The following is a 13186-nucleotide window of genomic DNA, read 5'->3' on the forward strand; positions in this document are numbered from 1 at the left end:
CCCTCCCCCACTAGACTTGGCACCTTTCCTGATCTTCCGGGACACTCCCATGTCGCTCTCCGTCGCCGTCCTGATGGACCCGATTCGTTCCATCAAGATCGCCAAGGACTCCACCTTCGCCATGTTGCTGGAGGCCTCCCGCCGCGGCCACGCCTTGCTCTACATGGAGCAGGGCGATCTGGCGCTGCGCAATGGCGAGGCCTGGGCCCGCCTGCGCCCGCTCACCGTGAAGGACGACCCGACGGGCTGGTTCACATTGGGCGAGCCCACCTGGCGCCCTCTGGCCGAGGTCGACATCGTCCTGGCCCGCAAGGACCCGCCGGTCGATTCCCAGTTCGTCTACGACACCATGGTCCTGGAGCGCGCCCAGCGGGCCGGCTGCAAGGTCGTGAACGACCCGCGCAGCCTGCGCGACTGCAACGAGAAACTGTTCGCCCTGGATTTCCCCCAGTGCATCGCGCCGACCCTGGTCTCGCGCGACGCCGGCCAGTTGCGCCAGTTCGTCGCCGAGCATGGTGAAGCCGTGCTCAAACCGCTGGACGGCATGGGCGGGCGCGGCATCTTCCGGGTCAGGCACGGCGACTCCAACCTCAATTCCATGCTGGAAACGCTGCTCGACGGCGCCCGCCACTTCGCTATCGCGCAGAAGTACATCCCCGAGATCGCCGCTGGCGACAAGCGCATCCTCCTGATCGACGGCGAGCCGGTGCCCTACGCGCTGGCCCGGATCCCGCAGGGTGACGAGTTCCGCGGCAACCTGGCGGCGGGTGGGCGAGGCGAGGGCATCCCCCTTTCCGACCGCGACCGCTGGATCGCCGCCCAGGTGGCCCCGGAACTGGTCCGTCGCGGCCTGCGTTTTGTTGGCCTGGACGTCATCGGCGATTACCTGACCGAGATCAACGTCACATCTCCGACGTGCATCCGCGAACTGGATGCCCAGTTCGGCATTAACATCGCAGGGCTGATGTTCGACGCAATCGAGGCCCGATGACGACCCGCACCACCGGTGCCGACCTGTTCGGCGCGACCTTGCTGTTTTCGCTGCTGCTGCACGGTGTCGTCATCCTTGGCATCACCTTCGACGCGGAGAAGCCCAAACCGAGCGTTCCCACGCTCGACGTCACCCTCGTGGACGTCGCCAACCAGGAACAGCCGGACAAGGCCGACTTCCTGGCCCAGGCGAGCAATTCGGGCGGTGGCGACCAGGACAAGGCGGCGCGACCGTCCGAGCCGGTTTCCGGCCCGCTGCCCACGCCCAACCAGGGCGTGACGGCCCAACCCAAGGAAGCACAGGCGCCGGCGCCAACTGAGCGTACGCCCGCCCAGTTGCTCACCACCTCGGGCGAGACGGGCTTCACCGTCGATTCCACGAAGGAGCAGGCCGAGCAGAAGGAGCGCCCGGTTCCGGTCTCCGACGAGGACGTGCAGCGCAAGCTGGAAATGGCCAGGCTCTCGGCCGAGGTACGCGAGCAGTCCCAGGCCTACGCCAAGCGCCCGAAGAAGAAATTCATCTCGTCCAACACCCGCGAGTACGTCTACGCCGCCTATATGACGGGCTGGGTGGGCCGGGTTGAGCGCGTGGGCAACCTCAATTATCCCGACGAAGCCCGGCGCCAGGGCGTCTACGGTGAACTGGTGCTCACGGTAGGCCTCAACCGCGATGGCACGATCAAGAGCATGGACGTGATCAAGAGCTCGGGGCACAAGCTGCTCGACGAGGCCGCCCAGCGCATCGTGCGTCTCGCCGCCCCCTTCCCCTCCCTGCCGACGGACAAGACCCGGGTGGACGAGCTGTACATCACGCGCACCTGGCAGTTCCTGCCGGGCAACGTGCTGCGGAATTACTGAGACGCAAGCCCCTGTGGGAGCCGGCTACGCCGGCGATTGCAGGAGCCGCTTCAGCGGCATGTGGGAGCCGCTTCAGCGGCGATGTGGGAGCCGCTTCAGCGGCGATGTGGGAGCCGCTTCAGCGGCGATGTGGGGGCCGATTCATCGGCGATGTGGGAGCCGCTTCAGCGGCGATTCCGCGGCCGCGGGCCAGTTAACCTCTGGGGAGCCGAGGTCCGGGCTATGCCGCTCCGTTGGCTTTTCGCCGCTGAAGCGGCTCCCACACTTTCCCCTACTTGGGCAAGAGCTGATCAGCCTCGCTCACATAAGCCTTCTCCGCTTTCCGATCCCAAACGCAAAGCTCGCGCCCCGGCCGGTTGTTCATATGCTTCTGCGGGTAACGTCCCGCCAGGACCAACGCCGTGACCGGTACGCGGTCGTCGTACTGGATCGGGCCGCCGACGGGCTTGACCTCCTTCAGGCCGCTGGCGGCGATGCAGGCCTTTATCAGCCGCTGGTCATAGTCCTTCCAGGCGGCAGGCGATGAGGCCAGTGCAGCCGACGTGACGAAGCCTCCGGCGAGCACGATAAAAACCTTTGCAAACATCATCTTCCTCATCTGACAGTCTCCTTCGGCATAGACCTGCAAAGTAGCCGTATGGCGCTGAACATTCGCGCACGAGTCATGTTCGTAGCGGCTACAATGAGGCCATGACGATCGCCAACACCTTCGCGGGGCAATTCCTCATCGCGATGCCCTCCCTCGCCGAACCCCCGTTCGCGCGCGGTGTCGCCTTTCTCTGCCAGCACGGCGAAGACGGCGCGGTCGGCCTGCTGATCAACCAGATCTCCGAATACCGTCTCGGTGACGTACTCGCGCAGATGAAACTCGACTGCGAAGATCCCGAAATCGCCGACTACCCGGTCCTCATCGGCGGCCCCGTGCAGCAGGAACGCGGCTTCGTGCTCCACCGCGAGCCGGGCCACTGGGACTCCAGCTATCGCGTCAATGAAGACTGGTCGGTCACGACCTCACGCGACATCCTCGTCGCCATGGCCAAGGGCGAAGGCCCACGCCGCGCTGTCGTCACGCTTGGTTACGCAGGCTGGGAAGCCGGCCAGCTCGAGCAGGAAGTGATGGACAACGCCTGGCTGACCACCCGGGCCGACGAACGCATCATCTTCGACACGCCGCTCGACGAACGCTGGACCGCCGCCACGCGCAAGCTGGGCGTGACCGATCCCTCCCAGATCGCCGGCTATGCCGGCCACGCCTGAGTCCGGGGCGCGATGAGCTGTCTGTTCGGGTTCGACGTCGGGACGAAAATCGTCGGTGTCGCCGTCGGTAATCGTCTTACCGGTACCGCACGTGCGCTTGCCGCTGTCCCCGTCCGCGATGGCGAGCCGGACTGGCAGGTCATGGATAACCTGCGCCGCGAGTGGCTACCCGCGGAACTCGTGGTCGGCCTGCCACTTGATAACGACGGCAAGGAACAACCGATGACGCGCACCGCGCGCCGCTTCGCCGAACGCATCGGTGAACGCTATGGCCTGCCGGTGGCCTTCGCCGACGAACGCATGAGCTCACAGGAAGCCGCGCGTCGCTTTGCCGCCGCGCGCGCGGCAGGCACGCGAAAGAAGTCCGACGTGAAATCGATCGACGCCGAAGCCGCCGCCGTGATTCTCGAATCGCATCTCGCCCAGTTCTGAAACCGCTTTATTCCACCTTGAGGACGTCGACGTCATGTCACAACGCCTGCGCCACCTGACCACCCTCGAGAACCTGCCGCGCGAAACCATCGAGCGTCTGCTCGATCGCGCCAACAGCATGCGCGAGGCGACCGCGCATGGCACGCGCAAGCTCGACCTGCTGGGCGGGCGCACGGTGCTCAACCTGTTCTTCGAACCCTCCACGCGCACGCGCACCTCGTTCGAGCTGGCCGCGCGTCGCCTGGGCGCCGACGTGATCAACTTCGACATCGGCTTCTCCTCGACGGCCAAGGGCGAGGAGCTGTTCGACACCCTGCATACGCTCGAAGCGATGCACCTGGACACGATCATCGTCCGGCACAAGGAGTCGGGCACGCCCGAGTTGCTGGTCAAGCATGCGATGAGCGGCGTGGCCGTGGTCAACGCCGGTGACGGCAATCGCGCGCACCCGACCCAGGGCCTGCTCGACGCACTGACCATCCGCAACCATCACCCGGATTTTCGCAAGCTGCGCATCGTGATCTGCGGCGATGTACGCCATTCGCGCGTCGCCCGCTCCGACGTCCACGCATTCACGGCGCTGGGTGCGAAGGATGTCCGGCTGGTCGGTCCGTCTTCGTTGCTGCCGAACGAAGGCGAACTGGACGGCGTGACTCTGCACGACAATTTCGACGAAGCCATCGAGGGCGCCCACGCGGTGATCATGCTGCGCCTTCAGAAAGAACGCATGGCCACCACGGACCTACCAGACGAAGCCGCCTATTTCGAGCGTTTCGGCCTGGACACGAAACGCCTCGCCCGCGCCGCCAAGGGCTGCCTGGTCATGCACCCCGGCCCGATCAACCGCGGCATCGAAATCGCCACGGATGTCGCCGATGGCGCGCAGTCGCGCATCCTCGAGCAGGTGGGGAACGGGGTGTTCGTGCGGATGGCGGTGCTGGCGGAAGTGATGGGGCGCTGATCCCGCGTCCGGCCCGCTTCCGGCATAATGTCCGCACCAAGGGACAACTCAAACAATGGGATACGAAATGCGACCGACGAAGCGACTCATCGCGCTCGGCGTCGCCAGCGTGCTGCTGGCGGCCTGCGGCCACAAGGACAAGGACGCCCCGCTGGCCTTCGTGCCGGCCGATACACCGTACGTAGCTGCCAGCCTCGACAAGCTGGACGACGATGCCTATGAGGCCATGCTCAACCAGGTCAACACCGAGCTGCCCGGCCAGGTCGCCCAGATGAAGGCCATGGCCCAGGACATGGAAGCCAAGGGCAACGTGGACGGCGCCCACCTGATGAAGGCGGTGGCTGCCGAATTCGACGGCAAGACCGCCGAAGCGGCGCTGAAGAATCTCGGCCTCGACATCAAGACCGGCTCGGCTATCTACGGCATCGGCCTCAGCCCGGTCGCGCGCGTTTCGCTCGCCGATCCCGCCGCATGGGAACAATTCGTCGGTCGCCTCGAGACCGCCTATGGCAAGAAGCTGGAGACCGCCGACGCCGGCGGCCAGGCTTACCGCCATGTGGCCATTTCCGACACCGGCATCCAGCTGGTCATCGCCACCGTGGGCAAGCAGGCCGTGGTCTCGCTGCTGCCGGCCGACGCCGCACAGCCGGTGATCCGCCAGGCACTTGGCGCCGATCGCCCGGAAAAGAGCCTGCAGGAAGACGGTCGCCTCGCCGACCTGGCCAAGGACAAGGGTTACAAGGATTACGCTGTCGGCCAGGTGGACCTCACCCGCCTCCTGCCCCTGATCGCCACGGGCAAGGATCCCCTCTTCGCCGCCTTCATCAAGGCGCAGTCGGCCAAGACCGGCGAGCCCGCCCCGGCGCTGCCACCGAGCTGCCAGACCGAAGCCTCGCGCATTGCAGCGCGCATTCCGTCGATCAGCTTTGGCTACACCAAGCTCGACCTGCACCACCAGAGCCAGCGCGTCGACATCGCTCTTGCCGACGACATCACCAAGGCCTTCTCGGGCCTGAAGGTGGAGCTGCCGGGTCTCGGCCAGGACGCCAGCGCGCCGTTCGACGTCAGCCTCGCGCTGCCCGTCGAGCAGATCCGCACGTTCGTCACGGCGCAGTCGGAAGCCGTCGCCGCGAAGCCGTTCGAATGCCCGGCGTTCGCCAACATGAATGACAGCTTCACCAAGCTCGGCTCGACCATGCAGCAGGCTGCGATCCCGCCGTTCGGCGACATCCGCGGCGTGCGCATCGTCATCGATTCGTTCAAGCCGGCCGCTTCCGCCGCGCAGATCCCGCAGGTCACCGGTCGCGTCGTGCTTGCCACGCGCAATGCCCCGGGTCTGCTCGCGATGGGCCAGGCCGTGCTCGGCGGTGACTTCAAGCTGGCCGGTGACGGCAAGCCGGCCGCCCTGCCGGCGAACATCGTCGGCATGCTCGGCATGCCGGGCTGGGCCGCGATGAACGGTCAGGCTATTGCCATCGGCGTAGGCGAAGGCGAAGACGCCAAGCTCGACGAAGTGCTCATGGCCAGCACCGGCGACGCCGGTCGCCTGAGCCGCATGCACCTCAACGGCGACATGTACCGCCAGTGGGTGAACGTGATGGCCGAGAAGGCCCAGACCTACGCCAACGCGATGACCACCGCTGCGGGCGCCGATGGCGCTCCGGACAGCCAGGCCGATGACACAGCCGCGGCCCTGCGCTCCAAGGCCCAGTTCGACGCGATGAAGGCGCAAGCCACCCGCGTGGTCCAGGTCACCGGCGAAGCCCACATGGAAGAGAAGGGCCTGGTTATCTCTGGCGCGGTCGAATACAAGTAAGCCTTCGCAACATGCGTGACGAAAGCGCCCTCCGGGGCGCTTTTTTTTGGTTCATTGTGATTAACCGGGGCCCGGGCGCCCGGCTCTCAGGCCGGGCATTCTTTCGCACCTCGCACATCGCTCGCCTTCGGCCTCGCGAGCTCGGCTGCGCCGTCGCCCTCTACACTTGGGCGCTTCGCGGGGGAGACCTTGGTGCCCACCCTCGCTGCTCAGACAGTCCTCCGCGTTCGAGAAGGAAAGACCGCTGACGCGGCCCATGTATCTATCTGGCCTACGGCCGCTCCACTTGTGCGGAACTCGCCTCGAGGGTGGACACCAAGGTCTCTCACGACGATACGGTTGAGTGGAAGGAGATCCGTTGCGTGGGCCGTCGTCGGCCCCGGCCGCTCCCGGAACACCGGGACGATGCGGACGCGGTTGCTAGCAGCCGGTTGCCCAACACCTTCCTCGCGCCTGTGCCGGCGTGCTGGCCGACGATGCCGCCGCGCGCTTTGGCTCGACCCACGCGAACCTCAGGGCTCGGGAGAGTCTTCGGTGCCCACCCTCGAGGCGAGTTCCGCACAAGTGGAGCGGCCGTAGGCCAGTGAGAACACGGGCCGCGCAGCGGCCTTTCCGCTACGAAACGCGGAGGACTGTCTGAGCAGCGAGGGTGGGCGCCGAAGGCTCTGCTCCGCTACGTCACCGAAGGCTCTGCGCCGCTACGTCCGCGCCCGCAGCGGCGTCCCCGGAATTTCGCGATGAAACTTTTTTTGGCTTCATGTAGTAGCCGGCTATGCCGGCGATGGGGTTGACGGAACCTGGCTATCGCCGCTGAAGCGGCTCCCACAAGGGGCCGCACGGGGCTTGTGCGTGTGTTCGGCAATTCCTGAACGAAGCTGTTGTTTGGGCACAAATCGTTCACGGAAGCGCTGTTTCCATAGGTCCCGGACAGGCAGCCACAGCCCGTGGCGCCGTTCCCCAGTCCCATCATCAGATTCGTAAAAAGGAGTTCACCATGAACCATGCCAACCTCCGCAAGGCCCTGTTTGCCGCTGCCCTCGTCGCCGGTCTCGGTACGGTCCCGTTCGCCCAGGTGAATGCCCAGGACTCCACCCCGGCCGCCGCGAAGGCTGACAACCAGACCGTCGCCGGCAAGACCGACGATACCTGGATCACCACCAAGGTGAAGTCGGAATTCGCGACCAAGAAGGCCGTCAAGGGCAGTGATATCTCGGTGACCACCACCGAGGGCGTTGTCGCCCTGACCGGCACGGTCGCCACGGCGAAGGAAAAGAGCAGTGCCGAGAAGATCGCCAAGGCGGTCAAGGGTGTGAAGAGCGTCGACGCGAGCGGCCTGACTGTGTCGGCCGCTGCCAAGTAAATCTCGTTAGGACCCAACAAAAAGGGAGCCGAAAGGCTCCCTTTTTGTTGGGCAAACAGTCCGGGGTAGATCACGGCGCCTTCCAGTCCCCGATTCGGCGTACTGCGTATCGATCGCCCGACCAGTGGTACTCGGTGCAGCCATGATCCTCGTCGCACAGCGTGAACACTTCGTCACCCTTCGCATCGAGTGACACCGCGGGCGGGATACGCGAGCCCACTTCAAGGAGCTTCTTCGGCCTCCCGCCATCCACGCCGTGCACCATGACCCTCAGGGCACTACCTGATGTCCACAGGCTGAGGAAACGGGGACTTCCGTCCTTCGGAACCATCGCGTAGACCGGCTGAAAATCGGTATCTTCGTTGTAGAGGGCAGCGTCCGCACTACATTCGTCGACGCAGCGAATGTCGATCCTGCGATTACCGTTCTTCCCGGTGAGTACGTCGAACTGATACACCCCCGTTTCGAGCCCTGTGCGCGCGCGCTCAATCAGATGGCTCTGGCTGCCGGCAAGCGCGGTGCCGCCAAGCAACGTAATTGCCAGGCTAGTCATGAATCTGAGACAGGATCGCACTGCTGTCCTCCGGATGCTGTCGTAGGGCCGTCGCCGCCTGGATGATGTTATCGGCATAGCCTCGGCCGGTTCCGTACCCGTTTAACCCAGAGACCAGATTACCGCCGCGCTGGGCGATGCGCGAGCGAAGATAGGTGGTCCCCGCCTGGATGTTCTTCGCCGGATCAGTCATCTCCGACTGCTTATAGCCGACTTCCTTTGTCGCGCCCTTGGTCATCTGCATAAGGCCGGTCGCCGTCGACGTCGACGACCTCTTCCCGGGATCGAAGTTGGATTCCTTCCAGGCCACGGCGATGACGATTTCGTCCGACTGCCCCGACCTGTTGTTCGCCTTGACGATATCGGCGATCTCGGCGTACGACAGCGCTGACGAGGAATCGTCCTTAGTCGACTTCGTATCGCCAGCGCCCTTGTCGACACAGACGGAACACGAGTCCGCGCCACCTACGCCGGACGGACCATAGTGATCACGCGACCACGGCAGCACGTCGTTCATGGGCCCGCCACCCGCGTCGTAAACCGAGCGCCGGCCACTTGGGTCGGTGCGTGTCGCGGGGTTGTCGTTGACGTATGCGTATCGATTGAACGACGCGACATCGCCAGCGGCGAGTGCATCCGGATCAACACTGAGAAACCGACCTACATCGGGGTCGTAGTATCGCGCCTGCATGTAGACGAGCGATGACTCAGGGTCTTCGACATGCCCGGTAAACCCAGGCCCGTCCCCCGGCTCGCCGAAGGCGGTCGCCCCATAGGGACGACGATCGCTGCTCGTCGAGGGGTTTCCCGAAGTGTCCGTCTTCATCAGCACGGAGCCCTGACCGTCCGTGTAGTAGTAGGTGATTGTCGTGGTCGCCGATGCGATCGATGAGGCACCGACCGTTGCGATCAGTGCCAGTACTGCCAGATACAGCGGTGCGCGTGCTACAGCGCACGAGGTCCTGAACTTCCGCCACACAGATCCCCCTTCCCCGACAGCCTGTCGGTATCGCGTCATGTTTCCCGCTTCCCCCTCAGCGCGAGAGCATCCCGCCAAAGGTCTGCTTGTCGTTGGCCTTGTCGATTTCGACGCCTTCCAGCCCCTGCGAGAGCGTGTGCGCGTCGCCACCCTGGGCAAGCTTGATGCGCAGGCGCACTTCGTTCGAGCTGTCGGCGTGGCGCAGGGCGTCTTCGTAGGAGATCTCACCCGCGTGGTAGAGCTCCACGAGGCTCTGGTCGAAGGTGCGCATGCCGAGCTGGTTGGAGTCGCGCATGAGCTCCTTGAGCTTGTGCACTTCGCCCTGGCGAATGTAGTCCTGGGCCAGCGGCGTGCCGAGGAGCACTTCCACCGCGACGCGACGGGCCTTGCCGTCCGGCGTGGGAATGAGCTGCTGGGCGACGATGCCCTTGAGGTTGAGCGACAGATCCATGAACAGCGCGCTACGGCGGTCTTCCGGGAAGAAGTGCAGGATACGGTCGAGCGCCTGGTTGGCGTTATTCGCATGCAGCGTACACAGGCAAAGGTGGCCGGTTTCCGAGAAGTTGATCGCGTGTTCCATCGTCTCGCGCGTACGCACCTCGCCGATCATGATCACGTCCGGCGCCTGGCGCAGCGTGTTCTTCAGCGCGTTTTCCCAGCTGTCGGTATCGATGCCGAGTTCGCGCTGGGTAACGATGCAGCCTTCGTGCTTGTGCACGTACTCGATCGGATCCTCGATCGTGATGATGTGACCGGTGGAATTCTGGTTGCGGTAGCCGATCATCGAAGCCAGCGATGTGGACTTACCCGTACCGGTACCGCCGACGAAGATGATGATGCCGCGCTTGGTCATCGCCAGCTGCTTGATCACCGGCGGCAGGTTGAGTTCTTCCGGGGTCGGGATCTTCGACTCGATCCGGCGCAGCACCATGCCGACGCAGTTGCGCTGGTAGAAACACGAGACACGGAAGCGGCCGACACCGGAGGCGCTGATGGCGAACTGGCACTCGTGGGTCTTTTCGAACTCCTCGCGCTGGGCGGGAGTCATCACGTTCAGAACCATGTCGCGCGACTGCTGCGCGGACAGGGGGCTCTGCGTGATCGGGACGATGCGCCCCTGGACCTTCATGGACGGCGCGACGCCGGCGGTGATGAACAGGTCGGATGCCTGCTTATGCACCATCAGCTTCAGGAAAGAGGTGAAATCGAAGTCGCTCATCGCGTATGTCCCCATGGCCGGACCGGGCCGGCGCCCCTGGGGCGATCATATACCGCTGCGGAGGGCCCTGCAGCGACCGCCTTCACGGTCTGCGGCCGTCCTGCCGGGTGGCAGGAACGGCCGCCGGACGGGCTTAGCGGAAGCTTTCCTTGTTCTTGGCGTACATCAGCCCTTCCTGACGCGTTATCAGGCCACGTTTGACCAGGTCCAGGAGGTTCTGGTCGAGGGTCTGCATGCCGTACTGCTGGCCCGTCTGGATCGCCGAATACATCTGGGCGACCTTGTCCTCGCGGATCAGGTTACGGATGGCCGGGATGCCGGTCATGATCTCGTGGGCGGCGATGCGGCCCCCGCCGACCTTCTTCAGCAGGGACTGCGAGATGACTGCGCGGAGCGATTCCGAGAGCATCGAGCGGACCATCGGCTTTTCGCCGGCCGGAAACACGTCGATGATGCGGTCGATGGTCTTGGCCGCCGACGAGGTATGCAGCGTTCCGAACACCAGATGCCCGGTTTCCGCGGCGGTCAGGGCCAGGCGGATGGTTTCCAGGTCGCGAAGCTCGCCGACCAGAATGTAGTCCGGATCCTCGCGGAGCGCGGAACGCAGGGCTTCGTTGAAGCCATGGGTGTCGCGGTGGACTTCGCGCTGGTTGACCAGGCACTTCTGCGAGGTGTGGACGAATTCGATCGGGTCCTCGACGGTGAGGAGATGGCCGTATTCGGTCTTGTTGATGTGGTCGACCATGGCCGCGAGGGTGGTCGACTTGCCCGAGCCGGTCGGACCGGTCACCAGGATCAGCCCCTGCGGCTGCTCGATCAACTCGCGGAAAATCTTCGGCGCACCGAGATCTTCCAGGGAGAGCACTTCCGAGGGAATGGTACGGAATACGCCGCCCGCGCCGCGGTTGTGGTTGAAGGCATTCACGCGGAAACGAGCCAGGCCGGGAATCTCGAACGAGAAGTCGGTCTCGAGGAACTCTTCGAAGTCGCGTCGCTGCTTGTCCGACATGATGTCGTAGATCAGCGAATGGACCTGTTTGTGCTCCAGGGCCGGGATGTTGATCCGGCGCACGTCGCCGTCGACGCGGATCATCGGCGGGAGTCCCGCGGAGAGGTGCAGGTCGGAGGCCTTGTTCTTCACTGAGAAGGCAAGGAGTTCGGCGATATCCATTAGGGTCCCCTATCTTTGTGGGCATAGGTAAACACGCCCGGGGGTCGGCGGCAAGGCGCGGCACCATATATGCTTCGACGACTGTGAAAGACGTCGCGTATGGAGCGGACACCCCCCCATGAATCGGATCACCTTCATCGGCGGCGGCAACATGGCCACGGCGCTGATCGCCGGCATGATCCGCCACGGCGCCCAGCCGGGCGGTATCGCCGTGGCCGAACCGCGCGCCGAGGCGCTTCAGGAGCTCTCACGCGAATACGGCGTGGCTACCTACACCGACAACCTTGACGCCGCAGAGGGCGCCTCGATCCTCGTCCTGGCGGTAAAACCGCAGATGATGGCGGATGTTTGCCGGTCGCTGCGTCCCGCGGTGCAGAAGTACCGGCCGGTGATCATCTCGATCGCTGCCGGTATCCGCATCGCCCAGATCGAGCGCTGGCTGGACGGCGCCCTGCCCGTGGTCCGTTGCATGCCGAACACCCCGGCCATGATCGGTGCCGGGGCAACCGCACTGTTCGCCAATGGCCGGGTCAGTGCGCCGCAGCGCGCCCAGGCCCAGCATGTGCTCGACGCTGCCGGCCTCACCGTGTGGGTGCCCGAGGAAGACCAGCTCGACACGGTCACCGCCCTCTCCGGCAGCGGCCCGGCCTACTTTTTCCTGATGGTCGAGGCCCTCGAGAATGCGGCATTTTCTCAAGGCCTCTCCCGTGAGACCGCCCGTGCGCTCGCCGCGCAGACGGCGCTCGGCGCCGGTCGTATGCTGATCGAGAGCGGCGAAAGCGCGGCCACGCTGCGCCAGCGGGTCACCTCGCCCAACGGCACCACCCAGGCGGCGCTGGACAGCTTCCGCGCCGACGGCTTCCCTGCCATCGTGGCGCGCGCCGTGGACGCCGCACGCCGCCGCGGCTTTGAACTTTCCGAAGACATGGAATCGAACACGTGAACTACCTGACCAACGCGGGCTCCCTGATCCTGAACTTTATCTTCGGGGCCCTCGTCACCCTCTTCGTGCTGCGCCTGCTGGCCGAAGCGTTCCGCGCGGACTTCAACAACCCGATCTGCCAGTTCATCTACCGCTTCACCAATCCCGTGCTGCGCCCTGTGCGCAAGCTGCTACCGAGCGTGCGCCGGGTGAATACCGGCGCGCTGCTGGTCGTTTTCCTGCTCGAGTGCGTGAAGTGGCTGCTCATCCTGGCGATGGCCGGCATCCTGCCGAACGTGCTCGGCCTGGTCGTCGCCGGCCTCGGCGAAACCCTCGACTTCTTCCTGCTGACCTGGGTGGTGCTGGTCTTCGTCTGGTCGCTGATGAGCATGCTCTCGACCGACCGTTACCACCCCCTGGCGCGCCTGGTGACCAGCCTGGCCGACCCGCTGGTGCGCCCGCTGCGCGGCCGCATGACCATCGGCGGGCTGGATTTTTCGCCGACCATCGTCATCCTCGGGTTGATCCTGGCGCGCATGCTGGTGGCGGCACCGATCAAGGATTGGGGCCTCGCCATGATGATGGGTGGCCTCTAGGACCTCACTCTGTGGGAGCCGCTTCAGCGGCGATCCCGCGGCAGCGGGCCAGGTTGAGGCAAGCACCCTATC

At 65.0% G+C, this 13186-nt stretch carries 14 protein-coding genes; 9 read left to right on the plus strand and 5 right to left on the minus strand.

The features are described from left to right. Positions 1 to 49 precede the first annotated feature (49 nt). Entirely contained in the window at positions 50 to 991 is a 942-nt protein-coding gene (gshB, locus tag C8J98_RS19705; RefSeq protein ID WP_107915239.1) for a glutathione synthase, read from the plus strand. After that, a complete protein-coding gene (locus C8J98_RS19710) occupies positions 988 to 1848 on the plus strand; it encodes an energy transducer TonB (RefSeq protein WP_107915241.1) in 861 nt (286 codons plus the stop codon). Before gshB ends, C8J98_RS19710 begins: the two co-directional genes overlap by 4 nt. Before the next feature lie 271 nt (positions 1849 to 2119). Here the strand turns inward: C8J98_RS19710 and C8J98_RS19715 are convergent, their stop codons facing one another. Further along, positions 2120 to 2446, minus strand: a complete 327-nt coding sequence (locus C8J98_RS19715) for a hypothetical protein (protein ID WP_107915248.1) — start codon at positions 2444 to 2446, stop codon at positions 2120 to 2122. Positions 2447 to 2538: 92 nt separating this feature from the next. On the opposite strand from C8J98_RS19715, the gene C8J98_RS19720 reads away from it, so the two are divergent. The 5 genes from C8J98_RS19720 (at position 2539) to C8J98_RS19740 (ending at position 7674) form a co-directional block, all read left to right on the plus strand. Beyond that, positions 2539 to 3105 (plus strand): YqgE/AlgH family protein, encoded by a 567-nt coding sequence (locus tag C8J98_RS19720; RefSeq protein ID WP_107915250.1) that lies wholly within the window; start codon positions 2539 to 2541, stop codon positions 3103 to 3105. Between the two features lie 12 nt (positions 3106 to 3117). Then, positions 3118 to 3537, plus strand: coding sequence for a Holliday junction resolvase RuvX (ruvX, locus tag C8J98_RS19725; RefSeq protein WP_107915252.1), 420 nt, complete (start codon positions 3118 to 3120; stop codon positions 3535 to 3537). Positions 3538 to 3571: 34 nt separating this feature from the next. Next, positions 3572 to 4498 (plus strand): aspartate carbamoyltransferase catalytic subunit, encoded by a 927-nt coding sequence (locus tag C8J98_RS19730; protein WP_107915254.1) that lies wholly within the window; start codon positions 3572 to 3574, stop codon positions 4496 to 4498. Between the two features lie 67 nt (positions 4499 to 4565). Next, positions 4566 to 6314, plus strand: coding sequence for a hypothetical protein (locus C8J98_RS19735; RefSeq protein WP_107915256.1), 1749 nt, complete (start codon positions 4566 to 4568; stop codon positions 6312 to 6314). Positions 6315 to 7308: 994 nt separating this feature from the next. Beyond that, positions 7309 to 7674: a BON domain-containing protein gene (locus C8J98_RS19740; RefSeq protein WP_107915257.1), complete on the plus strand. Its 366-nt coding sequence runs from the start codon at positions 7309 to 7311 to the stop codon at positions 7672 to 7674. Between the two features lie 70 nt (positions 7675 to 7744). On the opposite strand, the gene C8J98_RS19745 is transcribed toward C8J98_RS19740, so the two are convergent. The 4 genes from C8J98_RS19745 to C8J98_RS19760 all read right to left on the minus strand — a co-directional run bounded on the left by C8J98_RS19745 (position 7745) and on the right by C8J98_RS19760 (position 11596). Further along, positions 7745 to 8227 carry a hypothetical protein gene (locus C8J98_RS19745; RefSeq protein ID WP_107915258.1) on the minus strand — a complete coding sequence of 161 codons (483 nt, stop codon included), beginning with the start codon at positions 8225 to 8227 and terminating at the stop codon, positions 7745 to 7747. Further along, positions 8220 to 9206 (minus strand): RHS repeat-associated core domain-containing protein, encoded by a 987-nt coding sequence (locus C8J98_RS19750; protein WP_158272766.1) that lies wholly within the window; start codon positions 9204 to 9206, stop codon positions 8220 to 8222. Before C8J98_RS19750 ends, C8J98_RS19745 begins: the two co-directional genes overlap by 8 nt. 55 nt (positions 9207 to 9261) lie before the next feature. Then, positions 9262 to 10425: a PilT/PilU family type 4a pilus ATPase gene (locus tag C8J98_RS19755; protein WP_046968457.1), complete on the minus strand. Its 1164-nt coding sequence runs from the start codon at positions 10423 to 10425 to the stop codon at positions 9262 to 9264. Between the two features lie 133 nt (positions 10426 to 10558). Further along, entirely contained in the window at positions 10559 to 11596 is a 1038-nt protein-coding gene (locus tag C8J98_RS19760) for a type IV pilus twitching motility protein PilT (protein WP_063573399.1), read from the minus strand. Positions 11597 to 11714: 118 nt separating this feature from the next. Here C8J98_RS19760 and proC point away from each other — a divergent pair, with 118 nt between their 5' ends. After that, the gene (gene proC, locus C8J98_RS19765; protein WP_107915260.1) at positions 11715 to 12539 is read left to right on the plus strand and encodes a pyrroline-5-carboxylate reductase; all 825 of its coding nucleotides are present in this window, start codon (positions 11715 to 11717) and stop codon (positions 12537 to 12539) included. Next, complete coding sequence (locus tag C8J98_RS19770) at positions 12536 to 13114, plus strand: YggT family protein (RefSeq protein ID WP_107915262.1); 579 nt, start codon at positions 12536 to 12538, stop codon at positions 13112 to 13114. The genes proC and C8J98_RS19770 overlap by 4 nt, the downstream gene beginning before the upstream one ends. Positions 13115 to 13186 lie beyond the last annotated feature (72 nt).

Origin of the sequence: Luteibacter sp. OK325, from assembly GCF_003050935.1 — a bacterium.
Taxonomy (GTDB): domain Bacteria; phylum Pseudomonadota; class Gammaproteobacteria; order Xanthomonadales; family Rhodanobacteraceae; genus Luteibacter.

Bases quoted from the DNA above. Each gene is read 5' to 3' on its own strand.
- C8J98_RS19735 (WP_107915256.1), top strand. From the start codon at position 4,566: ATGCGACCGACGAAGCGACTCATCGCGCTCGGCGTCGCCAGCGTGCTG.
- C8J98_RS19710 (WP_107915241.1), top strand. From the start codon at position 988: ATGACGACCCGCACCACCGGTGCCGACCTGTTCGGCGCGACCTTGCTG.
- C8J98_RS19755 (WP_046968457.1), bottom strand. From the start codon at position 10,425: ATGAGCGACTTCGATTTCACCTCTTTCCTGAAGCTGATGGTGCATAAG.
- C8J98_RS19730 (WP_107915254.1), top strand. From the start codon at position 3,572: ATGTCACAACGCCTGCGCCACCTGACCACCCTCGAGAACCTGCCGCGC.
- gshB (WP_107915239.1), top strand. From the start codon at position 50: ATGTCGCTCTCCGTCGCCGTCCTGATGGACCCGATTCGTTCCATCAAG.
- C8J98_RS19720 (WP_107915250.1), top strand. From the start codon at position 2,539: ATGACGATCGCCAACACCTTCGCGGGGCAATTCCTCATCGCGATGCCC.
- ruvX (WP_107915252.1), top strand. From the start codon at position 3,118: ATGAGCTGTCTGTTCGGGTTCGACGTCGGGACGAAAATCGTCGGTGTC.
- C8J98_RS19740 (WP_107915257.1), top strand. From the start codon at position 7,309: ATGAACCATGCCAACCTCCGCAAGGCCCTGTTTGCCGCTGCCCTCGTC.
- C8J98_RS19760 (WP_063573399.1), bottom strand. From the start codon at position 11,596: ATGGATATCGCCGAACTCCTTGCCTTCTCAGTGAAGAACAAGGCCTCC.
- C8J98_RS19745 (WP_107915258.1), bottom strand. From the start codon at position 8,227: ATGACTAGCCTGGCAATTACGTTGCTTGGCGGCACCGCGCTTGCCGGC.
- proC (WP_107915260.1), top strand. From the start codon at position 11,715: ATGAATCGGATCACCTTCATCGGCGGCGGCAACATGGCCACGGCGCTG.
- C8J98_RS19715 (WP_107915248.1), bottom strand. From the start codon at position 2,446: ATGAGGAAGATGATGTTTGCAAAGGTTTTTATCGTGCTCGCCGGAGGC.